This is a genomic window from Bradyrhizobium sp. UFLA05-109, assembly GCF_054185165.1.
Map to the genome: position 1 here is coordinate 135908 of NZ_JBBIAR010000005.1, position 26430 is coordinate 162337.

A 26430-nucleotide genomic window follows, 5' to 3' on the forward strand; every position below is an offset into this window, starting at 1 on the left:
GTGGACGGCGGAGGCTTGGGGTAATGAGGAGCTGAAGCAAATGGATAACAACGAGAATAAGCGCAGCGGATCGGGGCTCGATCGGCGCCATTTGCTCCAAGCCAGCCTCGCTGCGGCTTTCGCGGCGCCACTCGGAGCCATCGGTGCGCAGGCCTTTGCGCCGCGCGCGATCGCGCCGGCGATCGATTTCCACGAGTTCCCGCTGTGCCAGACGTCCTCCGATGCACCGGCGCTCACCGGCGCGCCGCGCAAGCTTAAGCTGTCGTGGAATGCCGGCGCCGTCTGCCTCGCGCCGGTCCCCGTGGCGATCGAGCACGGCTTCTTTCAGAAGCAGAATCTCGACGTCGAGCTCGTCAATTATTCCGGCTCGACCGATCAGCTCCTGGAGGCGATCGCGACGGGCAAGAGCGACGCGGGTCTCGGCATGGCGCTGCGCTGGCTGAAGCCGCTGGAGCAGGGCTTTGACGTCAAGATCGCGGCCGGCACGCATGGCGGCTGCATGCGTGTTCTGTCGCGCGCGGATTCCGGCGTTGACAAACTTGCGGATCTCAAGGGCAAGATCGTCGCCGTGGGCGATCTCGGCGGCCCCGACAAGAATTTCTTCTCGATTCAGCTCGCAAAGCTCGGCATCGATCCGCTCAAGGAGGTCGACTGGCGCGCCTATCCGGGCAATCTGCTGGATGTCGCGGTACAGAAGGGTGAGGTGCAGGCTTTTCTGTCGTCCGATCCGCTCGCCTATCTCTGGCTGAAGGACAGTCAGTACAAGGAAGTCGCCTCCAATCTCGACGGCGAATATCGCGACAAGAGCTGCTGCATCCTCGGTCTGCGCGGCAGCCTGGTGCGCGACGAGCCGCAGGTCGCTCGTGCGATCACGCAGGCGCTGCTCGATGCCGCGATGTTCTCGTCGCAGAATCCGCAAAAGGCCGCAAAGTCGTTCCAGCCCTATGCGCCCAAAACTGCGTCGCTCGCTGACCTCGAAGGCATCGTGCGTTACCACACCCATCATCACCATCCCGTCGGCGAGGTGCTCAAGCGCGAGCTCAAGGCCTATGCGGACGACCTGAAGAGCGTGCAAGTCTTCAAGCAGAGCACCGATACCGCCAAATTCGCGGAGCGCATCTATGTCGACGTATTCGCTGTCTGACGGCGTTGCCTCCGTTGCGCCGCGCGAGGTCGCGCTTTCTGGCTGGTTGAGGGAATCCGGCGCCGGCATCGCGGCGAGCTTGGCCTGGATCGCCTTCGGCCTGTCGTGCCTCTGGTGGGAGGATGTCGGCGACTGGTCCCGCACGCATTCACTCGGCATCGCCGCCTTCATCATCGCCGCCTTCGCGCTATTCGGGACGGTCGGCGCCGATTACCTCGGTTCTGCCGGACGCGCCTTGCGCAACCGCGCGCCGTGGCTGCTGGCGCTCGGCTTGATCCTGACGCTGTGGGAGGTCGCGACTGCAAAATTCGCCTGGCTGCCGCTGCCGTTCTTCCCGCCGCCGCAGGCGATCATCGAGGTCTATACCGACGATCTGCCGAAGCTGCTCGACAGCGTCTTTGCCTCTGTCCGGCTCCAGCTCGGCGGCTATCTCATCGGTGCAGCGATCGGCTTCCTCACCGGCGTTTCGATCGGCTGGTCGCGCGCAATTGGCTATTGGATGCATCCAGTCCTGCGCTTCATCGGCCCACTGCCGGCCACCGCCTGGCTGCCGATCGCCTTCTTCACCTTTCCGTCGAGCTGGAGCGCTTCGACCTTCCTGATCGCGCTGGCGACCGGGTTTCCCGTCACCGTGCTGACCTGGTCGGGCGTCGCGAGTGTCAGCAACGCCTATTACGACGTCGCGCGCACGTTGGGTGCAAGGCCGTCCTTCCTGGTGCTGAAGGTTGCAATCCCCGCAGCACTGCCGCACGTCTTTGTCGGCCTGTTCATGGGGCTCGGCGCGTCCTTTGCCGTCCTGGTCATCGCCGAGATGATCGGTGTCAAGGCGGGCCTCGGCTGGTACCTGCAATGGGCGCAGGGCTGGGCCGCCTACGCCAACATGTATGCGGCGCTGATCGTGATGTCGCTGCTCTGCTCCGGCGCAATCACGCTGCTGTTCGCGATCCGCGATCGCCTCCTGGTCTGGCAGAAGGGGACCGTCAAATGGTAGCGACGGCCGAGGTCATCGCTTATGCAGCCGCGGGCGCCGCGCTCGACATCGAGCAGGTCAGCCATGCCTTCGACATCGACGGCACCGAGCTTCCGGTGCTCAGCAACGTCAGCATCGCGGTCGAGCCTGGCGAGTTCGTTGCGCTGCTGGGGCCATCCGGTTGCGGCAAGTCCACGCTGCTGCGACTGGTCGCTGGGCTCGAGAAGCCGCGGGCCGGCGCCTTGCGCGAGGACGAGACCCGTATCACGCACCCGCATCCCACGCGTGTCGTCGTGTTCCAGGATCCGACGCTGTTTCCCTGGCGCACGGTCTGGGACAACGTCGCACTCGGCCTCGAGGCTCGGGGCATCCTGAAGAGCCAGCGTTCGCGCGTCGATGCGGCACTCGATCTCGTCGGGCTGTCGGAATTTCGCAACGCCTATCCGCATCAGCTCTCCGGCGGCATGGCGCAGCGCGTGGCGCTCGCGCGTGCGCTCGTCAACGATCCGAAAATCCTGATTCTCGACGAGCCGCTCGGCAAGCTCGACTCGCTCACCCGCATCACCATGCAGGCCGAGCTCGTCTCGCTGTGGCGGCGCAAGGGCTTTACCACTCTTCTCGTGACCCACGATGCGGAAGAGGCGCTGTTCCTCGCCAACCGCGTCATCGTGTTCAGCGAGCGTCCCGCGCGCGTCAAGGCCGACATCCGCGTCGATCGGTCCTATCCGCGCCATCGCGGCGATCCCTATCTCGCGGAGCTGCGCCGCCAGATCCTCGGCCTGTTTGGGCTCGACGCCACGTGGTGACACCGCACGGCAACTCGGCCGCAAAAAGCCGCGCGGCGCAAAGCGAGCAGGACTACATCGAGCGTGCGCAGGGTCTCGCCGCGGTCTTCGCCCGACGTGCCGCCGAGCATGATCGCGCGGCCAGCTTTCCCTTCGATAATTTCAAGGAGTTGTCGGAAGCCGGCCTGTTGTCGCTAACGGTACCCGCCGCGCTCGGCGGTGCCGGCGCAGGCGTGCGCTATGCGGCGCGGATCGTCGGCATCATTGCCCAGGCCGATCCGTCCACCGCGCTGGTGCTCTCGATGCACTACATCAACCATCTCGTGATGGCGCGCAGCCCGACCTGGCCGGGCCGCCTGTCGCGCAAGCTCGCCCGCGAGACGGTGGAGGGCGTCGCGCTGGTCAATGCGCTGCGCGTCGAGCCGGAGCTCGGCTCGCCCGCGCGCGGCGGCCTGCCCGCAACGATCGCGCGGCGGACCGAGACCGGCTGGCGCCTCTCCGGCCACAAGATCTATTCGACCGGCGCGCCGATCCTGAAATGGTACCTGGTCTGGGCGCGAACAGATGAAGAGGAGCCGCGCGTCGGCCAATTCCTGGTGCCGGCAGGCCTCCCGGGCACGCGCATCGTCGAGACCTGGGACCATCATGGGCTACGCGCGAGCGGCAGCCACGATGTCATCTTCGACGAGGTCGTATTCCCGCTCGACCACGAGATCGATGTTCGCAAGCCCGCGGACTGGCGCGGGCTCGATGCCACGCAGGCGACCACTCATACCGTCTTCATCGCCGCGATCTATGACGGCGTCGCGCGCGCCGCGCGCGACTGGCTGATCGACTTCCTGAAGAGGCGCGCGCCCTCCAGCCTCGGTGCGCCGCTTGCGACGCTTCCCCGCGCCCAGGAGGTGCTCGGCGCCATCGAGGCCAGGCTTGCCGTCAACGCCCGGTTGATCAATTCATTTGCCGGCGACTTCGACGACGGTATCGAGCTGTCGGCCGCCGAATCAAACGCGATCAAGCTCACCGTGACCAACAACGCGGTGGCCGTGGTCGAGGACGCGCTGTCGCTCACCGGCAATCACGGTCTTAGCCGCACCAACCCGCTGGAGCGGCACCATCGCGACGTGCTGTGCGGCCGCGTGCACACCCCGCAGGACGATTCGACGCGCGTTGGCCTTGGCCGCGCTGCGCTGGGGCTTTGAAAATCACAAAGGAGAGATCAATGTCGATCGAGTTCATCGGCTTCATCAGCAACAATAATTCGTCGGAGACGATCGTCCGTGAGGGGCCGGTCCTGAACCCCACCCATGTCGAGGCGGTGGCGAAGGCGCATGAAAATGCCGGTTTCGATCGGGCACTGCTCGCGTTCCATTCGACGAGCCCCGACGCCCTTCAGGTGGCTCAGCACGTGCTGAATGTCACCGACCGCCTCAACGTGCTGATCGCGCAGCGTCCCGGCTTCACCGCACCGACGCTGCTGGCGCGGCAGGTTGCCGTGCTCGATCAGTTCTCGCGCGGCCGCGTCGCGCTGCACGTCATCACCGGCGGCAATGCCACGGAGCTGCGGCAGGACGGCAATACGCTCGACGACAAGGACGAGCGTTACGCCCGCACGTCCGAATTCCTCGACATCGTCAGGCTGGAATGGACCAGCGACAAGCCATTCACCTACAAGGGCAAGTACTATCAGGTCGAGAACGGCTTTGCGCAGGTGAAGCCTTTCCGTCCCGAGGGCATTCGCATCTATTTCGGCGGCGCCTCGGATGCTGCGATCGACGTCGCCGGCAAGCATGCCGACACCTTCGCGCTGTGGGGCGAATCCTATGCCCAGGTGCGTGACGTCACCTCGCGCGTCCACAACGCGGCGGTAAGGCACAGCCGGCCGACGCCGCGCTTCAGCCTCTCGGTCCGGCCGATCATCGCGCCGACCGAAAAGCAGGCTTGGGAGAAGGCGGAAGCGATTTTGGCGCGTGCGAGCGCGCTTCAGGACAAGACCGGTTATCGCAAGCCGGCCGACGGCCACGCTACCGCCGGCGCCCGCCGTCTGCTCGCGCTCGCCGACCAGGGTAGCCGCATCGACAAGCGCCTGTGGACCGAGATCGCAAAGCTGACCGGCGCCAACAGCAACACGACCGCGCTCGTCGGCACGCCCGAGCAGGTCGCCGAAGCCTTCGGCGACTACTATGACCTCGGCATTTCGCACTTCCTGATCCGCGGCTTCGATCCGCTGATCGATGCCATCGAATACGGGCGCGAGCTGATCCCGCTGACGCGCGAACTGATCGCCAAGCGCCAGGTCGCCCGCGGCGAGGCGGCGGAATGATCAGGCTGATGCTCGCCGGCGCGCTGCTGTTCGGTTCGATCGACCTCGCAGCAGCACAAACAACCTTGCGCGTCGGTGATCAGAAGGGCAATGCGCGGGCCGTGATGGCAGCGGCAGGCCAGCTCAACGATGTACCGTACAGGATCGAGTGGAAGGAATTTCCGGCAGCGGCGCCGCTGCTCGAAGCGCTGAGCGCGGGCGCGATCGAGACCGGGCTCGTGGGCGATGCCCCTTTTACCTTCGCCGCCGCCTCCGGTGCGCCAGTGAAGGCGATCGCGGCCATCCGGCAGACGCGTGAGGGGCTTGCCATCCTCGTGCCGGAGAACTCGTCCATCAAGAGCTTTGACGGTCTGCGCGGCAAGAAGATCGCAACGGGGCGTGGTTCGATCGGCCATCAGCTCATTCTGGCGGCGCTGGAAAAGAACGACTGGGCTGCGGCCGACGTGCAGATCGTGTTCCTCGCGCCGTCCGATGCCAAGATCGCCTATAGCCAGGGCTCGGTCGATGCCTGGGCGACCTGGGAGCCCTACGTCAGCCAGGAGGAGGTGCTGTTCAAGTCGCGTCGCATCATCACCTCGGAAGGCCTGACGCCGGGCCTCAGCTTTCAGGTGGCGCGGCTAGAAGCGATCCGCGACAAGCGCGCCGAGCTGACCGACTTCATCCGGCGCCTCACCGCCGCGCGCGCCTGGTCGATCAACAATCTGGACAGCTATGCCGAGACCTGGGGCAAGCTGATGAACATCCCGACCGCAGTGCCGCTCAACTGGCTCTCGCGCGCAAAGATCCGCATCACGCCGATCGACGACAGCGTGGTCACGGACGAGCAGGGCACCATCGATCTCTATTTTCGCTGGGGCCTGATCAAGCAGAAGCGCGAAGCGGCGGAGATCGTCGACCGCAGCTTCTAAAAGCGGGATTGTAGGTCTCGTGTCCCGGACGCGGCGCAGCGTGAAACGCTGCGACGCAGAGCCGGGACCCATGCCGCATACCAGCTCTGGGCTACATAGGCCCCGGCTCTGCAGCGCACCACTGCGTGATGCGCTGCGTCCGGGGCACGACATCTCACGTGCTCCTCAAGCGTTCGTGAGGCGAGAACGGAGTTTCCCGCTCCGCCGCCATCCTCGAAATTCCTTCTGCGTTTGGTCTCGTCGGCGACAGCCGCATTGCTATTTGCAGCGTGCCTCTTGCCGCACGCTATCTCCCGTCAAAAGTCAGGCAGACGACCACATCGGGAGACTGGCCATGGGCCTGCAACAAACAAAAATCGAATCGCTTCCCTTCGTCACAGCCGAGCTCAACTATCTCGCACCCACATCCGGCAAACCCCGCACCTACGCGTTTGATCCGCCGCCGGGCGAGCCGAAAAGCACCTCATTGCCCGAGCCGCACCAGGTCCCGATCTTCGACGGACGTCTGATTGCGGAAAACTTCTCGCTCGATCGCGAAGGTTTCGCGCTGGTGCGGCATCCGACGCGCGTCAGGGATTTTTACAACGACGAAGAGGTGAGGACGATCTACTATCCCGCCGTTGAAGCCTTCCTGCGTGCGACGTTGAAGGCCGATCGCGTCGTCATCTTCGATCACACCGTGCGCAAGCGTGTTGATGGCGCCGCCGACATCCGCGGCGCAGGTCCGCGCCAGCCCGCAACGCGCGTTCATGTCGACCAGACCGTCACCTCGGGCGCCAACCGCGTGCGCGAGCATCTGCCGGATGAAGCCGAGGAGCTTCTCAAGGGCCGGGTGCAGGTTATCAATCTCTGGCGTCCGATCCGCGGTCCCTTGCGTGATTCTCCGCTCGCAATGGCCGACGGCGCGACGATTGCCCCCGACGACCTCGTGGCCTCCGATCTGATCTATCCCAACCGCCGCGGCGAGACCTATTCGGTGAAATATAATCCGAACCATCGCTGGTTCTATTTTCCGGAGATGACGCCAGACGAAGCGCTGCTTCTGAAGTGCTATGATTCCGCAACTGACGGCCGCACCCGCTTCGGGCCACATACTGCGTTCGTCGATCCGACCACGCCGACCGATGCGCCGCCACGCGAAAGCATCGAGCTGCGAACTCTGGTTTTTCACAAATCGTAACAATGTGTGATGGCACTGCCGGCCTTGAACCGGCAGCGCTCCTGGAACTTCAGGAAACAGATCGACGTTTGCAGCGCCGGGCAGGGCGAACCCGGAGGGGTGCCGTGCGAGCGCTGACCGCTTTATTGTTCTGTCTTGCTACCTCTTCTCTAGCGCATGCCGAAAACGGACTAGCCTCATATTACGGATACGGAAAAGCCGCCAGGAACGGCGAATTGACGTGCGCCCACCGGACGCGGCCGTTCGGCAGCGTGCTCACGGTGTCCTACGGTGGGCGCTCGATTCAATGCCGCGTCAACGATCGCGGGCCGTTCATCCGTGGCCGCATCGTTGATCTATCCGTCCCTGCCGCTCGCGCGCTTGGCATGATGAGCGCGGGTGTGGTGCGGGTCTCCGTGCAATAGGCATGCGTCTGCCCGCAAGCTCGCTATAATGCCGCCCAAACACATGCGGAGGGGGGCGCAATGGCGAAGGTCAGGGTAGGGCTCGTGGGCTGCGGTTTCGTGTCGGAACTGCATATGTATGCGTTTCGGCGTGTCTATGGCCTGGATGTCGAGGTTGCGGCGGTTGCCGCGCGCGGCGACCATGTCGTGGAGTTCGCCCGCCGTCATCAAATCCCGCGCAGCTATCGAAGCTTTTCCGACTTGCTCACGGATGCGGATATCGACGTCGTCGACATCTGCACGCCCCCCAATCTGCATGCGACGATGATCGTTGCGGCCATGCAGGCGGGCAGGCACGCGATCTGCGAAAAGCCCTTTGCCGGCTATTTCGGCCGCGAGGGCGACAAGCCGCCAATCGGGAAGCACGTGCCGAAGGCATTGATGTACGAGCGCGTGCTGGAGGAGATGGAGGCCACGCGCGACGCGATACAGCGGACTGGCAAGCTCTTCATGTATGCCGAGGACTGGGTCTATGCGCCGGCGGTGACCAAGACCGCGGAGATCATCAGGGCGACGAAGGACAAGATCCTGTTCATGAAGGGCGAGGAGAGCCACTCCGGCTCGCATGCCGCGCACGCCGCGCAATGGGCGATGACCGGTGGCGGTTCGCTGATCCGCATGGGCTGCCACCCGCTGTCGGCGGTGCTTTACCTGAAGCAGGTCGAGGCGAAAGCGCGTGGTGAGACGATCAGCGTCGCGAGCGTCACCTGCGACGTCGGCAACGTCACCGCCGGTCTCAAGCCGGAGGAGCGCGCCTACATCAAGGCCAACCCGGTCGATGTCGAGGATTGGGGCACGCTCACCATCACCTTCTCCGACGGTACCAAGGCGACGGTGTTTTCCGGGGACATGATCATGGGCGGCGTTCGCAATTTGATCGAGACCTACACCAGCGGCGGCTCATTGTTCGCCAACATCACGCCGAATACGCATCTGGTGAGCTATCAGACCAGCGAGGAGAAGCTCGCCTCGGTCTACATCACCGAAAAGGTCGACCGCAAAACCGGCTGGCAATATGTCTGCCTCGAAGAGGAATGGACGCGCGGCTATTTGCAGGAGATCCAGGATTTTATGGAGTGTGTGGCGACCGGCCGGCAGCCGCTGTCGGATCTCGCGCTGGCGTTCGAGACGATCAAGGTGAACTACGCCGGCTATTGGGCCGCGGAGGAGGGACGGCGGGTGGTGTTGTGAGGCATCGTAGTGCTTGATTGATCGGCCACGCGCACGCTGCCATCCCGTCTCCCCTTGCGGGATGCGCCAGGGCGGGAAAAGGTCAATGAACTCAATAACAGACGCCGCTAGTGTCGGCCCAGTGTCGGGAAACGCTTTTTTCAGGCGTTTTCCAGTATTTTTTTGGCGCGCCGCCCATGGGGACCTGGACGCGGTTGTCGCCCGGATGCGACGGATTTTGATCTTGAGCCAATGCGCGCAACGGCCATAGCCAGGCGGTGCTTCGACACTAGGTTTTCCAAGCCCATGCGGCACGCCGCGAGGAATAAGCGCTTTTGGACAGAAGTGGACATCAACCAACCGACAAACTCAGCCGAACCGTCGAGAATGATCCTGGCTGTTCTCTAATTCCGGGCCTTCGGTCAAGACTCTCCAAACACATCCTTGCCGGTTTGGTCGGCGGGAATTCGCTAGTTGCTATGCTGTTTGCATGGCGGTCTCCTTTGACGACCATCTAAATTCGGTACCATTGATCCACATGCGATGCAGAATGACCGCGAGCTTTCGCGCGACCGCAACTTGGCTTTGCGTAGCCCGCTTCGTTGCAAGCCGCGTGCCCCAGGCTTTGAGGGCTGACCATTTTGCTACGCGCGTGAGCAGCACATTGGCTGCCTCGTAGAGATAGCCGCGCAACATCTTGTCGCCGCACTTCGAGATTCGACCCGTCCAGTCGATCTCGCCGGATGCGTATCTTCGGGTCGTTAGTCCGACATAGGCCCCAACGCTTCTTGACCTTTTGAAGCGCGTAGGGTCATCGATCGTTGCAAGAAAGCAAAGAGCCGTGACAGGACCAATGCCAGGTGCCGTCATGAACTGTCGCACTTGAGCATTGCCGCGTGCGAGCTTCATGACCTTGCGGTCGAGATCCGCAACCTGCTGCTCGATGGCCATTCGGGCGGTGAGTAGCGGCGTTACCGCAACGGCGAGTTCCGGCCGATCTTTGATGAGCTCCGCAGCACGCAATGCAAATACGTTCATCTTTGCTGGGCCAATAACCAACCCGAGGTTCTTTAAGAGCCCGCGGATTTGGTTCTCGAGATCCCGCTTGATCTTGACGAGCAGAGCCCGGCTGACCAGCAGAGCCTTCACCGCATGACTGGCGCACCTCCTTATACCATCCACATTGCATGATGCGGGCGATGCCTACGGCATCGTTGCGGTCGCTCTTGTTGATCTGCATTTTCAAAACCGCCTTGGCGTGCCTGGCGTCGATGCAGATGACCGGCAGCCCCAGCTTATTCAACTCGGTCCACAGCCATGTCGACGTTGTCCCTGTTTCGAGTACCCCATGTGTGAAAATGCGAAAGATCGAAGCGCGGTGAGAACTACATTCTTCAATTCGCTCTTTAAGTTGAGCGCGCTTTCGAGTTTGAGTGCCAGAACCGTCCTGGACGCATAACTTCACCTATCACCACCAAGGGCCTTAGCGTTTTCACACAGCCAAGACCCAACTGAGACATCAGCGGCCTGTTTTTGCTGCGAGGCGGTGCATAGCTCTCGCTCGAATGGCGCTGGCATGCCAAGAATGAAGATGCCAGCGAATGTCGCTCGGCAATATTGCGGTATGTCAAAATAGGTACATTGATCAGAGGTAATAACAGAACTACGGTACAACCTGGACCGGCCGGCACCACCTCCGCCGCCTTGCGATCCGAGGACTCGTTTTAGTCACACTTTTTGTCCGACCAATCACGCTTGTTGCCCACCAAATCGTAGTCTTGTTTTTTGGGAGAGCAGAAGTGGCGTGGAGTAGAGTTCTTTGCTTTACCGATCCGCTGGCGTGTCAAGCAGCCTTCCCGTATTCTGACATTGAAATACTTCCCACGACGAAAGATTTTCGGGTCGAGATGACCCAGGTCGCCATGAGCCGGCTCTGGTTGCAACGTACTCACTTATCCTCGCCAACAGTCAGCATCGCCACAAGCAGGCCCGGTCGGCGATCGATCGGCTTTCTTACCGAATCCAATTTGTCACCGTACTATCACTGCGGAATTGAGGTCATCCCCGGCGACATCATTGACAACACGCTTGAAGCTGAGCATCGACGATGCGGCCCTGGTCTTGACTACGGCGCGATGTCCATCCCAACCGACGAGCTTGATACTGCAGTCGAAGCGATAATTGACTGCGAGTTGATGGAAAAGTCAGAACGGCACATTTTTCATCCGCACCCTCAGTCGATGTCACGGCTACTGAAGTTACACCGGGCGATCGGACAGCTCGCCCACGACACTCCCGATATTCTGCAACTGCCGGAGGTGCTTCGCGCGCTGGAGAATGAATTCGTCCACGTCATGGTCAGATGCCTCGCTGATGCGGTCGACGAAAAGACCAGCACTCGTGGCCGGCGCCGTGATGCGATCATCGCGCGGTTCGAAGAGTTTCTGGAGGCAAATCCCGACCGGCCACTTTATCTTACCGAAATCTGTGCGGCTATCGGCGTCGCGGAGCGAACGCTTCGCGCCTCTTGCGAAGAGCATCTGGGCATGGGACCGATCCGGTTTCTCACTCTCCGTCGGATGCACCTCGTGCATCGCGCGTTGCTGAGCGCGGTTCCATCGACATCAACCGTAACTCGGATAGCTACCGACCATGGCTTTTGGGAGCTTGGCCGTTTTGCGGTCGCCTATCGCGCCGCGTTCGGAGAGTCGCCGTCCGAGACCTTGAAGCGCCGCCCCACGAAGCAGATTGCGATCCATCTCAATCGCCCATCATCACTCGTGGCCGCCGAAGCGAACTCATAATCTTGCAAAGGGGGAGCCTCTTTGCTCATGCAAGAGTCTACTTGAAAGCCAGCATTATTGGAGGAGAAGTTTAGGACGAAAAAGAGCAGTCTGTTGCGGGCCTTTCCGAAACCCGGAGATCGCAGCGATGGATGATCTTCACAATAGATCGATCCGGAGACGTTGCGGGCCGGGCGGTGCTTAAAGGCGCTGTTCGTGTTTGTGATTTCCTCTTCCGCAGCGATTTTCCTAATCCTGGAGTTGAGCCAGCCGTTTGTCGGACTGACGCAGATTTCCAGCAGGCCACTGCGCAACGCCCTTGCGCCGCTTGGGCGGCTGAATGTCCGGGTCTGGGCCCCTCGCGTTATTTGCTGCGTCTGCTCAAAAGCGATCGCTATCGGGACCGAAGCTCATCGATTGGTAGCGAGCACTGCCCGGCTCCGTCACCCCGAGCAGACATGAGTGCCCCGCTAAACGCGGCCCTCCCTCTGATATCTTACTCGTCTGCCGAAAACGCATAGGCCGCGAAATGAAGGCGCCTTAAACGGTAAGCTCGGTGTAGTGGACAGCGAAACCGGCCATTCGAGGAGGACGTCGTGATCAAAATTGCGAGTTTCCTATCATCGAGTTTTCTCCTGTGCGCAATGTTGGCCCCCGGAGCGCACGCTCAGCAGATCAACGGCGTACCGGGTTCGCCCAGCGCCACGACCACGATCGACGGAAAACAACTGCCGCCAGAGCCTCCGAAATTCGGTGGCGTGGTCAACGAGACCGCCAAAGATTCCAAACCGTATTGGCCACCGTCCGTAGTTCCGCCCAAAGGCGCGCCGAACGTTCTGCTGATCATGACCGATGACCAGGGCTATGGCGTTTCCGGCACCTTCGGCGGTGTCATCCCGACCCCGAACATGGATCGCATCGCCAAGGCGGGATTGCGCTATACCCAGTTTCACTCCACGGCACTTTGCTCGCCGACGCGGGCGGCATTGATCACCGGCCGCAACCACCATTCGGTCGGGTACGGCGTCATCGGTGAAATGTCCACCGGCTATCCGGGCTACGATTCTGTCATCGGTCCCGAAAGCGCGACGATCGGGACCATTCTCCGCGACAACGGATATGCCACGTCGTGGTTTGGCAAGAACCACAATACCCCGACCTATCTGTACAGCGCGGCCGGACCGTTCGATCAATGGCCGATCGGTATGGGATTCCAATATTTCTATGGGTTCATGGGCGGCGAGACCGACCAGTGGACGCCCTATTTGTTCCGCAACACGACCCAGGTTTTTCCCTGGATCGGCAAGCAAAACTACAACCTCATCACCGACATGGCTGATGACGCCATCAACTACATGAACAGCTTGAACGCCTCGGCTCCCGACACGCCGTTCTTTGTCTATTACGTGCCGGGTGGCACGCATTCGCCGCATCAGCCGAAGAAGGAATGGATCGACAAGTTCAAGGGCAAGTTCGACATGGGATGGGAGAAGCTGCGCGAGCAGATCTTCGCCAACCAGAAGCGGCTCGGCGTGATCCCGGCAAATACCGAGCTGACCCCCTGGCCGGATGTCCTGCCGAAGTGGGACTCGCTTTCCTTCGTGCGAAAGAAGTTGTACGCGCGCGAGGCTGAAGTGTTTGCCGGCTACGCCGCCTATACCGACCACGAGATCGGCCGCGTCATCCAGGCGGTCGAGGACATGGGAAAACTCGATAACACGCTGATCGTCTACATCAGCGGCGACAACGGCACCAGCGCCGAAGGCACCCTCGAGGGCACCCCGAACCAGATGACCGCTTACAACGGCATTCTGGACCTCCCGGAAGCCGAGCTGCTGCGGTACTACGAGGATTGGGGCTCCGACAAGACGTACCCGCATATGTCAGTCGCGTGGTCCTGGGCGTTCGACACGCCGTTCAAATGGACCAAGCAGGTGGCGTCGCACTTCGGCGGCACACGCCAGGGCATGGCCATTTCGTGGCCCGGCCACATCACGGACGTCGGCGGCATCCGCACCCAATTCCACCACATAATCGATATTGTGCCGACGATCCTCGAGGCCGCGGGTATTCAGGCGCCGGCCATGGTCAATGGCATTGCGCAAAAGCCCATTGAGGGCGTGAGCATGGTCTACACGTTCGACCAGGCGAATGCCAACGCACCCTCGAAGCGCGACACGCAGTATTTCGAGATGTTCGCCAATCGCGGAATCTACCACGATGGCTGGTATGCATGCACGACGCCCCCGGTGCCGCCGTGGATCTTGGGAACAGCCAAGCTGCCTGACATCAACGACTATAAATGGGAGCTCTACAACATCGCTGACGACTATTCGCAAAACAACGACCTCGCAGCCAAGAATCCTGACAAGTTGAAGGAGCTCCAGGCGTTGTTCCTGACCGAGGCGGCGAAATACCAGGTCTTGCCGCTGGACAACTCGATCCTGCCGCGCCTCGTGACGCCGCGGCCGAGCGCGACCGCCGGGCGAACGGTCTTCACGTATTCCGGTGAGAATCCCGGCATTCCGGATGGAAACACCCCGAGCATCCTCAACAAGGATTACACCATCACCGCGGAGATTACCGTCCCCCAGGGCGGCGCGGAAGGAATGATTGCCACTTTCGGCGGTCGCTTCGGCGGATATGCTCTCTACCTGCTCAAAGGCAAGCCAGTCTTCGTTTACAACTTGCTCAATCTAGAGCGGTATCGCTGGGAGGGCGGAGTGGGAGGCCGCGATGTGTTTGGCGATGCGCTCAAGCCCGGCAAGCACACGATCGTGTTTGGCTTCAAGTATGACGGCCCCGGCCCGGGCAAGGGTGGCACCGGTGTGTTGACGGTGGATGGCAAGCAGTTGGCCAAGAAGACGATCCCGCACACGATCCCCTTCCTTATGGCGATCGACGAAACCTTTGACATCGGGAGCGATACCCGCACGGCGGTGGACGACAGCTACAAGCTGCCGTTCCGCTTCACCGGCAAGATCGACAAGCTGACCTACAAGCTTGGCGCGACGCAAATGACGAGTGACGAACAAAAGCTCATGCGGCATGCTCTCGAAAGAGCAAGGGATTAGGTACCGCAATCCCGGTACGGGCGCTGAGTAGGCGCCCGTGCCGGACATATTGCGATAGTCCGGATGTGGCACGTTTGAGACATGCCGACTTCATCGAGCAATGTCCGAGTTCGAGAGCAAAGCGACTTTAGTATTGCGGTTGTACGCGCTGCAATTAAGGCATGCAGCGATGTCCATCGACCGATGCGCCTGGAGTGACGAGCATGATGTCGATAAAATTGCCGCTCTGGCTTCGCTTTTTCCTGCTTATCGGAGTCGCCGTTTTTGCCGCAGGCGCAGGTCTCCTTGGCTATCGGTACTACACCCGCCCGGCAACACTTACCGTGGCAGTCGGCTCGATTGACGGCGGGGCAGCCCAGGCAATGTCAGCCATGGCAAGCGAACTCGTTTCAACGAACGCGCCGGTCCGGCTCAAGGTTATCGACAGCGGCACCGCGCTTGAGGCGGCTAACGCCTTCTCCGCGGGCAAGGTCGACCTGGCCGTGGTTCGCGGCGACGTCGGCGACTTGTCGCAGGCGCAGGCCGTCGTCGTCGTCAGCCACATGGTCGTACTGATCATCGTGCCGCCGGGATCGTCGATCGACGAAATGGCCAACCTGAAGGGACACACGGTCGGCGTGGTCGGCGGAGTAGCGAACGCCAAAATTGTCGATGTATTGACCAAGGAATATGATCTGGCGAGCGCAAAAGTTGCGTTCAAGAACCTTGCTGTGACGGATGTCCGGCAAGCCATTCAGTCAAAACAGGTCAGCGCCCTGCTTGTCACGATCCCGCTCGCCGAAAAATATCTCTCGCTCGTTCGCGGATTTTTTCAGCTCGACCATAAAAAGGTTCCGGTACTGATCCCGATCGAGTCCGCGGGGGCAATCGCAGAGAGTCAACGCGCATTTGAAAGCTTCGACGTTCCGAAGGGCACGCTGCGGGGATCGCCGCCGGTCCCGGAAGATGACCTGACGACCCTAAGGACCTCACTATACCTGGTTGCGCAAAAGAAGCTCGGCACCGATCTGGTAACCAGCCTCACGGAGGCGATCATGAGCGCGCGCAGGAATCTTCTGCGCGAGCAGCCGATTTTCGCGCAGATCACCGCGCCCAGTACCGACCAGGATGCCTACCTTCCGCTGCACCCTGGCGCGGCAGCCGTCTACAACAGCACCACGCAGAGCTTCATGGATGAATACGGCAACTGGATCTATTTGACGCCGATGGTGCTGGGTGGCGCTGCCACCATGCTTGCGGCGGCGTGGAAATTCCTGGGCATCGGCAACCGCGCAACCGAAGGCCCGCTCGATTCTCTCTACGCCCTGGCGCGCCGGATTCGGAAAGTCGACACAGAGGCTGAACTTTCGGATATCGAAGAAGAAATCGACGGCATTCTAAAGGCGGAGCGCGCTAAATCCGCTGCTGGAGACGAGAGCGCGGTGGATGATGCCACATTGAACGTGGCAGCCCACCGGCTGGAGAACTTGATTCACGACCGACGCACATTGATCGCGAAGGGACACGCAGTTGCCTCCGCCGCATAGGCGACACACCGCCAAGTCGCGACACAGGTGAATCATGAATGCAATCGCGGTATCGTGCATCACGTTTGTATGCATCTCAGGCGGCGCCCCATCTGGCGCGCCGCGTTCCACCGTCGTTACCTCGATCGAGCGGTTAGGCCGCATGCTTCTGCTCGATCTGCGGTGAGGAAAATGCGCCGCTCGCGATGTTGATCCTGCGCGGCTTCATGGCCTCCGGGACCTCGCGGACCAAGTCGATGATCAGCAGCCCATCCTTAAAGGAAGCCTGCTTCACCTGAACGTAGTCGGCGAGATTGAACACGCGACGGAACGGACGCGCGGCGATGCCTTGGTATAGGTATTCGCCGGCGGCCTTCTCGGGCTTCCGGCCCTCGACGGTCAGCGCGTTCTGCTCGGCGGTCACGGTGATGTCGTCGACGCCGAACCCTGCCACCGCAAGGCTGATCCGGTAGTGGTCCTCGCTCGTACGTTCGATGTTGTATGGGGGATAGTTGTCCTCGGTCGCCTGGTGCAAGGTGCTGTCGACGAGGTCGGCCAGGTGATCGAAGCCGATGGTGGAGCGCCACAGGGGCGCGAAGTCAAAGGTGGTCCTCATAACCACATCCTCCAAAGAGCAAGATGGATACGAAGGAGCGCAAGACAGGGTTTCAGAACGGGTCCGAAGACACCGGTCCGGCGCCCGCACCGGGCCCGATCTGGCGCCCGGCACACCGCTCTCGCGGCGAAAAATGACTTAGAAAAACGGAGAGCCGTTTCAAGAGGCCGGCCAAAATTTTTCTTGTAACGAAGCCGCTGGCTCGAACGACTCGGAAGCGCGGCACAGGCGCGTCTTGACACCGAGATCGCTTTGAATATTTTTGCGGCGGGAAAGTTCTCTTCCCTCTCTCAACCGAAAAAGGACGACGACAACCGTCAGGAGTGACGACGATGCTCGATGAACATCTCGCTCGCATTCGTGTGCACCGCAACAACATCCACCGCTATCGACGCCTGCTGCGAACGAGGCTGTCAGATCTCGAACGCCAGTTCATCGAAAGACGCCTTGCTGAGGAGCAAACTGCGCTCCGGTCTGTGGCGGCCGAAACTTTTCCTATTGCATTCACACTTCCGAAAAATCCGACTTCCACAACTTTTGGGGACGGAGCCATGAGCGACGTCCGCGAACTCACTACTTGTGGGCCACGTGTTACAACTCGCGCTCCATTGCAGGATGGCTGCGGTTTTTGACCTTGATCCAGAACTTTTGTCGGCCGCCACAGTACGGCCGATCGCGATGCTTCGAGACAGGACCCTCCAAGCCCATGCGACACGCCGCGCGGAATAGGTCTAGCGCCGATCGGCCTCCGCCGAGGTGGTAAAATGCGAGAGAGGGTAGTTTCTGGAACTTGATTGCTCTGCTACTAGGTGGCGAACGCGTTGCGGAGAGGCAACACGGACAAATCCTGTTGTGAGCGGAATGGCCATTCCGTTGCACGCTTGGTATCTCTCTAGCAGAGATGGAGGACATCGCATCAATTTAACTCCGACTACAGCCAGGGGACGAAGTCATGACTGATGTAGAATTGACTGAAGACGCATTGGGCAAATTTCTAGACGGGCTTTTTGCTCGACATTCCCGAACGGCAGTAAAGGCGGCCATCATGGTTTGCATGACTGCAATATCGATTGTCATGTTCACTGGATCATTTTGGAAGGCCGCTTGGATCAGCTTTTCGGTACTTGTTTTGTCGGTCTTCACGACATGGCGCCGCTATCTCGAGCCGTTGTGCTTTTTCGTCTTTGTCCTCGCCGTGATCTTTGCCTGCATCGAGCCTGACACGCTCATTAAGCTGCAACTCGCGGTTCAGCGGTAGACGACTGCGGTCCTGCGCCTCTCGCGCATGGGAAAAACTCCGCTTTTCGAGCACGGCGAGATCGGGCGCCAGATGCAAATTGAGAGAGCTGCTTACCCTCCTCTGGCGATCGGGAAAGAGTGGTAATAGAGTGAAGTTGTTGATTCGGCGTTTCGCCTCGGCGACGTAGCGCCGACACGAGAGGCCTCAGCTGGCCAGCCCCGGAGCTGAGGCCTTTTCCTTTGCGCATTCAGTCGCGAGAACCAAGATCTGTCTGTGCTTTTTTTCACTTTCGCTGCGGAATGGAATCGCCGCTCAGGACTCTTGCGTTTGTTAAGCAAAAGCGCAGAAGGCTGAGCGCTCCATACCGTGTCAAGCTGACGTCACCGCTCACATTGATGGGTGGTTACACTCTCCGGGACTGAAAGCCCCGACCTAGGTTATAGATCGCGCCGATTCACATATGTGTTCGCCGGAACCAGAGCGATCGGGAAAACTCGGCAGTCCGGGGAGGCTGAGCTATTTCATTTCGGATATTTTGAAACCCGGAAGGGCCGCTGCTCCCCTAGAGCAGCGGCCCTTTAGCTCTGATGGAGGGGCCGCGATGAAAGACATGCAGGCCCAACTGGAAAAGCTCCGCAGGGATGCTGCCGACTGTGCTCTGATCCGGGACTTGGCGATTGATCCAAAGAAGCGAGAACTATTTACCCGGTTAGCCGAGCACCTCAGTACGCTTGCCACCGAGGTGGAGCGCGCGATCGCTGACGGTGCAGGCAGCAACGCTTCCGAATCACAAAATGCAGGGCAAAACTTGTGTTGATTGCGGCGGTCGCCCGGCCGCGCGGCTGAATTCTGTCGCGTGTGAGAGGCTTGCGTCTACGAGCGCCGTTTCGGAAATAGCTTGTCGCGGATATAGCGCGACGTCGGCGTCAACCTCAGGCCGCGGGGTTTGTGCCACGCAGCCTTGTCGATCTCTTTCTTGTCGCCGATCTTTAGGCACCCGGAAACCCTTTTGGCCACGAAAATCGCGTCGCTCATCATTCGGCCGGACCGGCGGTTCCTGACCTTAACTTCCCTCCAGAGCCTTACTGGCCCAAGCTTCAGACTTGGGAGTTCTTCTCTGATCTCGCGGCGAAGGCATGTCCTTTCGTTCTCACCTACGTGCTTCCGCCCTCCCGGAAACATCCAGAGCCGATCGCGCCGACGCCTGACAAGCAGCACGCGCCCCTTCCTTGCCGCGACTAGTTTTGACGATTTTGCCATTTCGGGCTTCGACTCATTGGTTGCCTCATCAGTGTAGCCGAAGAAGTTTGGTCTATCTCAATGTGGCACCGCCCGCCCGTAGTTCACCGGATGAGCGATGGCTTTGAAATGGGGCAAGCTTGGGCGATGCCCAAGGGCTTCGACGATAGTCCGAAAGCTCCGGTCTGCGAGACGTGCGGGCGGGAAATGACGCTGTTAGGTATACTGCCGGAGATCGGCAACAGGCCGCTAATCCGCGTGTACAAATGCGCGCCCTGCAGAAAGATAGGGATCGTCCCAGAGAAGTAGTGCCCGTCGGTTGTGAGAGCCGCACTGCCTGATCACGAGGGATGCAGAAATCGTTACGTCCCCACGGCACGCAATGCCTCGGCGATCTTTAGTGGAGTAAAGATCAAATCACTACCGCCAAAATCCACTGCCGCGCACGGCATGCCGAAACAAAGGGACGTAGCCTCATTTTGGGCCATTGTGACTCCCCCGCAGCGACGCACTTCGGCGGTGCCTCGCGCGCCGTCGTCGAGCATTCCGCTCAGCACGATGGCAATGGCGCGACTGCCGAACACTTGCGCCACGCTGTCAAACAGAGGGTCCACCGCGGGCCGATAGTGGTTGACGCGAGCAGAGACGCAGCACAACTTGATTTTGTGTTCAGCCGTCACGGTCAAGTGGTTGTCAAGGGGCGCGACGTAGACTGTTCCGCCACATAGGGCTTCACCGTGTTCGGCCCATTTTACTTTCAGGTCGGTCCGGCGACCGAGCACTGCGGCAAGGTGGCTCCCTCCGCTGCGGGGAAGGTGTTGCACCAAAAGGATCGGAATTCTGAATGTCGCTGGAAACATCCGGCCGTTGACCGTCCGCCGCCCTGGGTTCTCATCGAAATAGAAGAACTCGACCGACCCGTCAGCGCGAACGGCCTCAAAGCTCTCTGCTGAACGATGCCCACCTTCGGCATCGGGGGCGCGGTTACGTCATCGCGCTCCATTTGATGCACCACCGACACGGTCCAGCCGCGCTGCTGGCACTCGGCCCGCACTCGATCTCTCGACCAGTTTCGCATGTAGCGGAGGATCGGCGCGGTCTCGATCACCTTGTCGTCGAACAGGACGATGCCCGCTGTGAAACTGGGCGCGCGGATTTGGGCGAGGATTTCGGTGATCATCCACCCTTTATAGCGGCCTGCCTGGAGGCGGTCACTGCGGCGTTGACCTCTTCTTCCGAAAACTTCTCGGCCTCGCTGCCTAGCCGTCGCTCTTCCTTCGCCAACTCATCGGTGACGGAGCAATAGTCTTCGAACGTGCTCGTCGGCTTGATGTATTTGGCGATCAGCGCCCGCAGCTCTTGCCTGAACCGCTCATTGCCGAGTTTTCCCATGGGCGGCTCCTATTGCGTCTTGGGCTTTTGCACTGGCCGCTTCCGACCCGATGCAGCGGGCCGCGCTGGACCGGGCTTCATCGCCGCAAGCTGGGCGGCGGACTTGAAGATCGCTTCTTGAATTTCCGGAATGTAGTTGTCGGTGTCAGACCGTACAAACACATAATCTGGATTGCCGATGTAGCCATCGCCGGATTTGCGGACCGCGCCGTTGTGCTCGCTGATCTCGACGAGTGCGCGGCGCACGCTTGTTCGCGACATGCCGAGCCGCCTGGCTATCTCGCTGATCGAGATCGGCGGAAGGCCAGCGCCGTCGTTGACCCGGACCGTCATCATCACAAATATTATGTCGGCCACCGCAACGGCGTGCGCTCCGCGTCCCCATTCACGGTGCAGGATCGCAATGATGGTGAGGACCATCTCACAGACAATCGCGGCCTGGCTTTGCCAGCGCTTGGTCGGCACAATAGTTCGCTCCTCTGTTTCCCGGCCGCGCCTTTAGCAAACGACCCATCGCGCGCAACTTACGATGCGGTAACGATTGCACGGATGCAATCCATACAATCGAGGCTTAAAACGTCGCGGCACTTATGAGTTTTTTATGCGCTGTCCTCCTTTCGAGCGGCCAAATTGTCCAGCTTGACTGCGCTCGCGCGTGAATGAAAAAAAGCCCGCCCTTCGGAATGACGAAGGGCGGGCAGTAACGGCAAGGTGGACCCGAGATCGCCGCGTGCGGCAAGTCGGGCATGTGCAAGTCTTCCTCGCCGGTCATCATGTCCTAAAGGTTGTCGTTCGGGTTGGCCATAGTCAACTCGGACGGCAGCTGAATAATCATTCAACTCGCATTTCAACTTTAGCAGTGCTGGAAACATCTGCGGCAAAAACGATTTCGCCACAATCGTCAGACTAATCATTCGACACATCGGAACACGATGCAAAGCAGCGGCAAAAGCCGCGCGGTTAAAATGTGCAAGATGGGATACGGGCACCGATGAGACGCTGCGGTGACTGCTCGTTGTGCTGCAAGCTTTTGCCTGCGCCGCCTTTACAAAAGGCTGCAGGCGAACGTTGCCGCTTTCAGAAATTCCACAAGGGATGCTCCGTCTATCATACGGCGCAAATGCCGCCCGAGTGCGGCCTCTGGAATTGCCGCTGGTTGGTGAATGACGACTGCGAGCTGCAGAACATTCAGGTCGTCCAAATATGGTGCGATCCCAATTACCCTGATGCCCATCGCGATCCGGCCCTGCGCCGTTGGCTGTTCCGTCGCGCCGAGGAAGGCATCGCCGCCCTGGTCCGCTTCAATGCAGAAGAGGCCCTGACCATCTTCGCGCCGCCCTTCGACGAGAACGGCGAGTGGCACGAGAGCAGCGGTGCATCAACGGGGCGCACCCATTCATTGCTCGAAACCATCAAGGCGCTCAGTGGCCATGCTTGCAATATGGGAGCGGGCAATGACGGGGGCGCATAACCGCGCTGATCTGATCGGCAAACGATTTGGACGGCTTACCGTCTTGGAGAACATTGGAAGCGTCCGTCGCTACGGTAAGCGATGGGAGGCAAATTGGCTCTGCAAGTGCGACTGCGGGAGGTTATCCATTCGATTTACCCGCGATCTGCGCACGGGCGATGTTCGCTCATGCAATTGCCTCGCGCGTGAGAACCTGAAATCCAGACGTATCGACCTTACGGGTGCCCAGTTTGGCCGCCTGACAGTCGTGTGTTTTGTTGGCGGATGCAGCCGCGCCTCATGGGCGTGCCGGTGCTCGTGCCGCCCAGACAAATGGATCATTGTTGACGGCAACAACCTGCGGCGGGGTCTCACCCACTCGTGCGGATGCTTGCGGCAAGGTGGCAGACCATCGCGGAAAGTAGAAATCGCAAGGGCGCTCGGTGGTCGGGCGTCGGCGACAATCGAGCCGGACGATAAGGGATAGGTTTAGGGAATGGCGTACAGCAATGAACTGACCGAGATCGCGCTCAACGAACTGAAGCTGCATGGCGTCAAGGGGCAGACCCGAGACACCAATGGCGGGCACATCGAGATCGCCTGGCAGGTGGTGCCGGAAAAGGAGGTCCGCCGCGTCTTCGTCGCCAAGACCACCAGCGACTGGCGGGCGCGCATGAATACCCGCGCCGAGGTGCGCAAGCTTCTGCGCGCCGATAACGTGACGCTGAAGTCCCAGAACGAGAAGCAGCTGAGACCGAAGCCGCAGCCGCTGACGAAGGCACTCGAGTTGCCGCAACCCGACGCCATCGTGCCGATACCGGACCAGATGAAGGCGCTTCGCGGCGAAGTCGCTGATCTGACCGAGCTGGTGCTGCGACTCACCAAGATTGCGACCGGCATGCGCGAGGTTCTCACGACTCACGTTCCGAAGCCGCAACCGGCCGCACCGGTGATGAAGCCCTCGTCGCGCAGCATCAAGCTGGTCGAGTACCTGTCGCTTGACAGGTGGATCGCGATCTCAGCCCTGGTGCGCGATACGGGCCTGACCCCGACGCAGATCAAATTGAAGCTGCATTACCTCAAGACGCACGACCAGATCGAGATTTACCGTGGCGAGGTCCGGCTGAAGCCCGCGCCGGTCAAGCCGACCGCGAAGAAGGCGACGAAGAAGGTCACGAAGACGAAGCCGCCTGTGCGCAGGAAGCGCGCTCAGCAGCTAGGCGCGCTCCAGGCAGAACAGGCCGCATGAGCGATTGCCTCTAGGCAAAGGAGAACTCACCAAACCAATAAAAACGAACTGGGAAGGATCACGAGAAGCAGCGCAAAGCCCGTAAGGCCGCGCGCAGCTAAACCTGGGCATGGGAATGAAGGAGCGCAAACATGCGCCGTAGACAAAAGGCATCGCCTCGTGCGGTGAACGATCAGGATCGCGAAGTCGGCAGGCGTATCCGGTCGCGGAGGCTTGAGCTGCACATCAGCCAGGCCGAGCTGGGCGAACAGCTGGGCATCAGCTTCCAGCAAATCCAGAAGTACGAGAAGGGCACCAACCGTGTCGCAGCGGCGCGGCTGGCCCAGATCGCTGCTTTCCTGAAGACCACGATGGCGGCTCTGATCGGTGGGGATCTTCCATGGGACAAGCAGCAGAACAGTTTGGTTAGTGACTTCATCGCGAGCAAAGATGGCGTCGATCTGATCGAGGCCTGGTCGAGGCTGGAGAGTCAGCAGGTTCGGCGCAGCATCATCTCGCTGACGCGCTCCCTGGCCGCCGAAGGGCACTAATAGGAGAGTTCGATGTCTGACAACGATCCGGAAGTGCACTCCCCGCCGAACGAGTTGAGGCGGATCGATGCGGTGTGGGCCTTCATCTCCAGCGACGAGACCGGTGAAGGTCTCTGCGCTGGGCCCCTGATGGGGCCCGGCACGCTTATCCCGCTGGTCGCGGCCGACGAGGTGCGGCTCCAGAGCTTGCTGCCCTGGGCGCGCTGGATCGCGCAGGCGAGCGGCAAGGCCATCAAGCTGGTCAAGCTGTCCCACCGCGAGGAGATCATGGAAATCGGGCGTGGCGGGGAGACGATGCAATGAGTGGCGTTCTGATCATCGGAGATAGCGAGCGGGCCGCCATCGCTGAAGCAATCCGGTCTGCGCTGGCCAAGCCGATGCCTTGGGAAAAGATGCGGCAACTCATTGTCGACGACAGGCTCGAACCGAGCAATACGCTGAAGCACGACGAGCGGCCCGACCAGGACCGCATTGACGCGCTCCGGAAGGAATATCCGACCTACCCCGTGCAGCTCGGGTCCTACGTCGCCGCGATCTCGTTTGAGGAGCAGCCCTCCGGACTGTTCCGGCATCTCTCGATCTCGTCGCTCAATCCCGGCAAGGCCCCGAACGAGCACGCTGCGAGGATGGTGCTGGAGGCGTTCGGCTTCTCCGGATATCCGCCGAGCCGCCCCTACCGCGTATGGGTCGAGGAATACGAGCCCGGTTGCGTCGCCATCAACTTCGTCGAGCTGGAGCCTTCATGACCGAGCACACCAAGGACAAGCTCGCTGCCGCATTGCGCGAGGTCGGGCTGCACGAGATGGCCGACCGCGCGGCGACCGGCTACTATCACGACTTCCTTTCGCCGCTCGCGCTTCCTGAGATGGAGCTGGAAAAGGACCTCCGCGTGGCCACCAAGGTCGCCCTGTCGTTCAACGATCAAAAGCGGGCCCAGGCCATCGAGGCCGTGCGGAAGCGGCACATCAATGGGGACTTCGATGCGAGCCCGAAGGAGTCCGAGGCCTGGGCCGAGAGCGAGGAAGGACGGGACGCGTTCCGGCAGTTGATCGAGCCGAGGTCGAAGAAGTGACCACCAAAGACGAGATCATCGAGCAAGCAGCGCGCATCATCGATCTGAACGCCTTCACCCGCTTTCAGACCCAAGAGGGCATGATCAAGCGGCAGCAGATCGCCAGGCGCAAGGCTGCGGAGATCCTTGCCATGCTGTGCGCAGCCCCGTCGGGCGCGACCGAGACGCACGAGGACACCGAATGAACAGGGATGACGACGACTAGCGCAGAAGTTCAGCGAAGCGCCAACAGCGTTCTCGAATCAAAACAGCTAGCTAAGCCAGGGGGCGCTTCTTCTTTTCGTCTTCCCTGCGAAGCTCGCGCAAATACTGCAAGTGCTGATCATGCTGCTTTGCCTTCCATATGAGTTCGGAAAGCCGGTTCATCAGCACTTCGCTTTCGGCGATAGCTCAGTCGGCGCGCACCAACAGGTCGTCCTGCATTGCTGCCCACGCGCTATGAACTTGGTTCTTGCTTTGGGCGGCATTCCTGTTCGGTCAGGGGCGGCTTGCCAAGCCCATCACCTAGGAAGGTTGATGGTCTTGGCAGAGCCAGGGCCGCTCTAGCCTTCTCGATGCACTCCCAGGCGTACTGCACCAACTCAGCGTCGGCTTTCTGTGGCCGGTATATGTATGCTTTCGGTGGCTTCGGTATCATGGCGAAAACCGGGATTAGTACCTATTTCTTCACTCCCGAAGAAGGCAAACGAAGAAAGGCAAACCTTGTTTCTTGGGCCCGCAGCTCTCTCGCACATGCCGCGTGCACCTGGCGGGTTTGCTCCACCACCGTTCGGCTTCTCTCAATGGCTCGGTCGGCCGCGTCCAATAGTTGCTGCGTTTCTTCGCTCAAAGGCTGAGCCATAGGTCGCTCCCTCGCTATGCAGGCGGGAGCACCCTTGGTCTCTCAGCCACCGACGCCCACGGACAGAGCCTTGGCCGGTGATGTTTGTAAACTACCACAAGCCGTTTCGATTCAAAATGGAACTTAGAACTCCGACCGCTTTCGATCCTCAGCGAGAATGGATTTAGGCAGCGGCGCTCTTTGGCGCGGCTAGGCATCCGATCGATCGATAATGGCGGCAGGCGCAATCACCTGGGTTTATCACTCTCGCTCAGGAAGGGCTGATGTGTCTCACGCCCCAAAAAGGTGTCCGGCGGCCCCTCATCTAACAGCTCGCTCGTTTCGTTGATGATTTTGCGAGTTTCTTCGATGAGCTTCTGATCTCGTGGGTCGAGGTACTTTTGCGTTGAATGGCGATTGCGTGGCATCGCTGCGCTCCCTGGCTATGCAGGCGGGAGCGCTATCGGTCTCTCAGCCACCGACGCCTACGGGCAGAGCCTCGGCCGGTGATAATTGATCATACCCCGACTTTGGTCTTGG

29 protein-coding genes are annotated in these 26430 nt (G+C 60.7%); 21 read left to right on the forward strand and 8 right to left on the reverse strand.

Annotated elements, in window-relative coordinates; genetic code table 11:
- Positions 1 to 40 precede the first annotated feature (40 nt).
- The 9 genes from Q3C01_RS05055 (at position 41) to Q3C01_RS05095 (ending at position 8941) form a co-directional block, all read left to right on the forward strand.
- Positions 41 to 1144, forward strand: coding sequence for an ABC transporter substrate-binding protein (locus Q3C01_RS05055; protein ID WP_458144230.1), 1104 nt, complete (start codon positions 41 to 43; stop codon positions 1142 to 1144).
- Complete coding sequence (locus Q3C01_RS05060) at positions 1122 to 2135, forward strand: ABC transporter permease (RefSeq protein WP_458144231.1); 1014 nt, start codon at positions 1122 to 1124, stop codon at positions 2133 to 2135. Before Q3C01_RS05055 ends, Q3C01_RS05060 begins: the two co-directional genes overlap by 23 nt.
- Positions 2129 to 2920, forward strand: coding sequence for an ABC transporter ATP-binding protein (locus Q3C01_RS05065; RefSeq protein ID WP_458144232.1), 792 nt, complete (start codon positions 2129 to 2131; stop codon positions 2918 to 2920). Before Q3C01_RS05060 ends, Q3C01_RS05065 begins: the two co-directional genes overlap by 7 nt.
- Entirely contained in the window at positions 2917 to 4098 is a 1182-nt protein-coding gene (locus Q3C01_RS05070) for an acyl-CoA dehydrogenase family protein (RefSeq protein WP_458144304.1), read from the forward strand. Before Q3C01_RS05065 ends, Q3C01_RS05070 begins: the two co-directional genes overlap by 4 nt.
- Before the next feature lie 20 nt (positions 4099 to 4118).
- Entirely contained in the window at positions 4119 to 5219 is a 1101-nt protein-coding gene (locus tag Q3C01_RS05075; RefSeq protein ID WP_458144233.1) for an LLM class flavin-dependent oxidoreductase, read from the forward strand.
- Complete coding sequence (locus Q3C01_RS05080) at positions 5216 to 6127, forward strand: ABC transporter substrate-binding protein (protein ID WP_458144234.1); 912 nt, start codon at positions 5216 to 5218, stop codon at positions 6125 to 6127. Before Q3C01_RS05075 ends, Q3C01_RS05080 begins: the two co-directional genes overlap by 4 nt.
- A 334-nt stretch (positions 6128 to 6461) precedes the next feature.
- Entirely contained in the window at positions 6462 to 7307 is an 846-nt protein-coding gene (locus tag Q3C01_RS05085) for a CmcJ/NvfI family oxidoreductase (protein ID WP_458144235.1), read from the forward strand.
- 104 nt (positions 7308 to 7411) lie between these two features.
- A complete protein-coding gene (locus tag Q3C01_RS05090) occupies positions 7412 to 7711 on the forward strand; it encodes a septal ring lytic transglycosylase RlpA family protein (protein WP_458144236.1) in 300 nt (99 codons plus the stop codon).
- A 60-nt stretch (positions 7712 to 7771) separates the two neighbouring features.
- On the forward strand, positions 7772 to 8941 hold the full coding sequence (locus Q3C01_RS05095; protein WP_458144237.1) for a Gfo/Idh/MocA family protein: 1170 nt from the start codon (positions 7772 to 7774) through the stop codon (positions 8939 to 8941).
- Positions 8942 to 9397: 456 nt separating this feature from the next.
- Here the strand turns inward: Q3C01_RS05095 and Q3C01_RS05100 are convergent, their stop codons facing one another.
- Positions 9398 to 10069 (reverse strand): IS110 family RNA-guided transposase, encoded by a 672-nt coding sequence (locus Q3C01_RS05100; protein ID WP_458144238.1) that lies wholly within the window; start codon positions 10067 to 10069, stop codon positions 9398 to 9400.
- Positions 10070 to 10719: 650 nt separating this feature from the next.
- Between Q3C01_RS05100 and Q3C01_RS05105 the strand changes: the two genes are divergently transcribed.
- The 3 genes from Q3C01_RS05105 (at position 10720) to Q3C01_RS05115 (ending at position 16303) form a co-directional block, all read left to right on the forward strand.
- Positions 10720 to 11724 carry an AraC family transcriptional regulator gene (locus Q3C01_RS05105; protein ID WP_458144239.1) on the forward strand — a complete coding sequence of 335 codons (1005 nt, stop codon included), beginning with the start codon at positions 10720 to 10722 and terminating at the stop codon, positions 11722 to 11724.
- Positions 11725 to 12347: 623 nt separating this feature from the next.
- Positions 12348 to 14777, forward strand: a complete 2430-nt coding sequence (locus Q3C01_RS05110; RefSeq protein ID WP_458144305.1) for an arylsulfatase — start codon at positions 12348 to 12350, stop codon at positions 14775 to 14777.
- Between the two features lie 203 nt (positions 14778 to 14980).
- Entirely contained in the window at positions 14981 to 16303 is a 1323-nt protein-coding gene (locus Q3C01_RS05115) for a TAXI family TRAP transporter solute-binding subunit (RefSeq protein WP_458144240.1), read from the forward strand.
- Between the two features lie 133 nt (positions 16304 to 16436).
- Here the strand turns inward: Q3C01_RS05115 and Q3C01_RS05120 are convergent, their stop codons facing one another.
- On the reverse strand, positions 16437 to 16898 hold the full coding sequence (locus Q3C01_RS05120) for an Hsp20 family protein (protein ID WP_458144241.1): 462 nt from the start codon (positions 16896 to 16898) through the stop codon (positions 16437 to 16439).
- Positions 16899 to 17850: 952 nt separating this feature from the next.
- Here Q3C01_RS05120 and Q3C01_RS05125 point away from each other — a divergent pair.
- Positions 17851 to 18156 carry a hypothetical protein gene (locus Q3C01_RS05125; RefSeq protein ID WP_458144242.1) on the forward strand — a complete coding sequence of 102 codons (306 nt, stop codon included), beginning with the start codon at positions 17851 to 17853 and terminating at the stop codon, positions 18154 to 18156.
- A 583-nt stretch (positions 18157 to 18739) separates the two neighbouring features.
- A complete protein-coding gene (locus Q3C01_RS05130; protein WP_458144243.1) occupies positions 18740 to 18955 on the forward strand; it encodes a hypothetical protein in 216 nt (71 codons plus the stop codon).
- Positions 18956 to 19011: 56 nt separating this feature from the next.
- Here the strand turns inward: Q3C01_RS05130 and Q3C01_RS05135 are convergent, their stop codons facing one another.
- From Q3C01_RS05135 to Q3C01_RS05155, 5 genes are all read right to left on the reverse strand, one after another.
- Complete coding sequence (locus Q3C01_RS05135; RefSeq protein WP_458144244.1) at positions 19012 to 19398, reverse strand: NUDIX hydrolase; 387 nt, start codon at positions 19396 to 19398, stop codon at positions 19012 to 19014.
- 341 nt (positions 19399 to 19739) lie between these two features.
- Complete coding sequence (locus tag Q3C01_RS05140; RefSeq protein WP_458144245.1) at positions 19740 to 20237, reverse strand: chemotaxis protein CheB; 498 nt, start codon at positions 20235 to 20237, stop codon at positions 19740 to 19742.
- Positions 20135 to 20557: a hypothetical protein gene (locus Q3C01_RS05145; protein WP_458144306.1), complete on the reverse strand. Its 423-nt coding sequence runs from the start codon at positions 20555 to 20557 to the stop codon at positions 20135 to 20137. The genes Q3C01_RS05140 and Q3C01_RS05145 overlap by 103 nt, the downstream gene beginning before the upstream one ends.
- Positions 20554 to 20769 carry a hypothetical protein gene (locus tag Q3C01_RS05150; RefSeq protein ID WP_458144246.1) on the reverse strand — a complete coding sequence of 72 codons (216 nt, stop codon included), beginning with the start codon at positions 20767 to 20769 and terminating at the stop codon, positions 20554 to 20556. Before Q3C01_RS05150 ends, Q3C01_RS05145 begins: the two co-directional genes overlap by 4 nt.
- Before the next feature lie 9 nt (positions 20770 to 20778).
- Entirely contained in the window at positions 20779 to 21234 is a 456-nt protein-coding gene (locus tag Q3C01_RS05155; protein WP_458144247.1) for a helix-turn-helix domain-containing protein, read from the reverse strand.
- A gap of 691 nt (positions 21235 to 21925) precedes the next feature.
- Here Q3C01_RS05155 and Q3C01_RS05160 point away from each other — a divergent pair.
- The 7 genes from Q3C01_RS05160 to Q3C01_RS05190 all read left to right on the forward strand — a co-directional run bounded on the left by Q3C01_RS05160 (position 21926) and on the right by Q3C01_RS05190 (position 25255).
- Entirely contained in the window at positions 21926 to 22240 is a 315-nt protein-coding gene (locus tag Q3C01_RS05160; RefSeq protein WP_458144248.1) for a hypothetical protein, read from the forward strand.
- 475 nt (positions 22241 to 22715) lie between these two features.
- A complete protein-coding gene (locus Q3C01_RS05165; protein ID WP_458144249.1) occupies positions 22716 to 23468 on the forward strand; it encodes a hypothetical protein in 753 nt (250 codons plus the stop codon).
- Between the two features lie 164 nt (positions 23469 to 23632).
- Positions 23633 to 23998 carry a helix-turn-helix domain-containing protein gene (locus tag Q3C01_RS05170; RefSeq protein ID WP_458144250.1) on the forward strand — a complete coding sequence of 122 codons (366 nt, stop codon included), beginning with the start codon at positions 23633 to 23635 and terminating at the stop codon, positions 23996 to 23998.
- 12 nt (positions 23999 to 24010) lie between these two features.
- Positions 24011 to 24301, forward strand: a complete 291-nt coding sequence (locus Q3C01_RS05175; protein WP_458144251.1) for a hypothetical protein — start codon at positions 24011 to 24013, stop codon at positions 24299 to 24301.
- Complete coding sequence (locus tag Q3C01_RS05180; protein WP_458144252.1) at positions 24298 to 24744, forward strand: hypothetical protein; 447 nt, start codon at positions 24298 to 24300, stop codon at positions 24742 to 24744. The genes Q3C01_RS05175 and Q3C01_RS05180 overlap by 4 nt, the downstream gene beginning before the upstream one ends.
- Positions 24741 to 25070 (forward strand): hypothetical protein, encoded by a 330-nt coding sequence (locus Q3C01_RS05185; RefSeq protein ID WP_458144253.1) that lies wholly within the window; start codon positions 24741 to 24743, stop codon positions 25068 to 25070. The genes Q3C01_RS05180 and Q3C01_RS05185 overlap by 4 nt, the downstream gene beginning before the upstream one ends.
- The gene (locus Q3C01_RS05190) at positions 25067 to 25255 is read left to right on the forward strand and encodes a hypothetical protein (RefSeq protein WP_458144254.1); all 189 of its coding nucleotides are present in this window, start codon (positions 25067 to 25069) and stop codon (positions 25253 to 25255) included. The genes Q3C01_RS05185 and Q3C01_RS05190 overlap by 4 nt, the downstream gene beginning before the upstream one ends.
- 883 nt (positions 25256 to 26138) lie before the next feature.
- On the opposite strand, the gene Q3C01_RS05195 is transcribed toward Q3C01_RS05190, so the two are convergent.
- A complete protein-coding gene (locus Q3C01_RS05195; protein ID WP_458144255.1) occupies positions 26139 to 26318 on the reverse strand; it encodes a hypothetical protein in 180 nt (59 codons plus the stop codon).
- Positions 26319 to 26430: the final 112 nt, after the last annotated feature.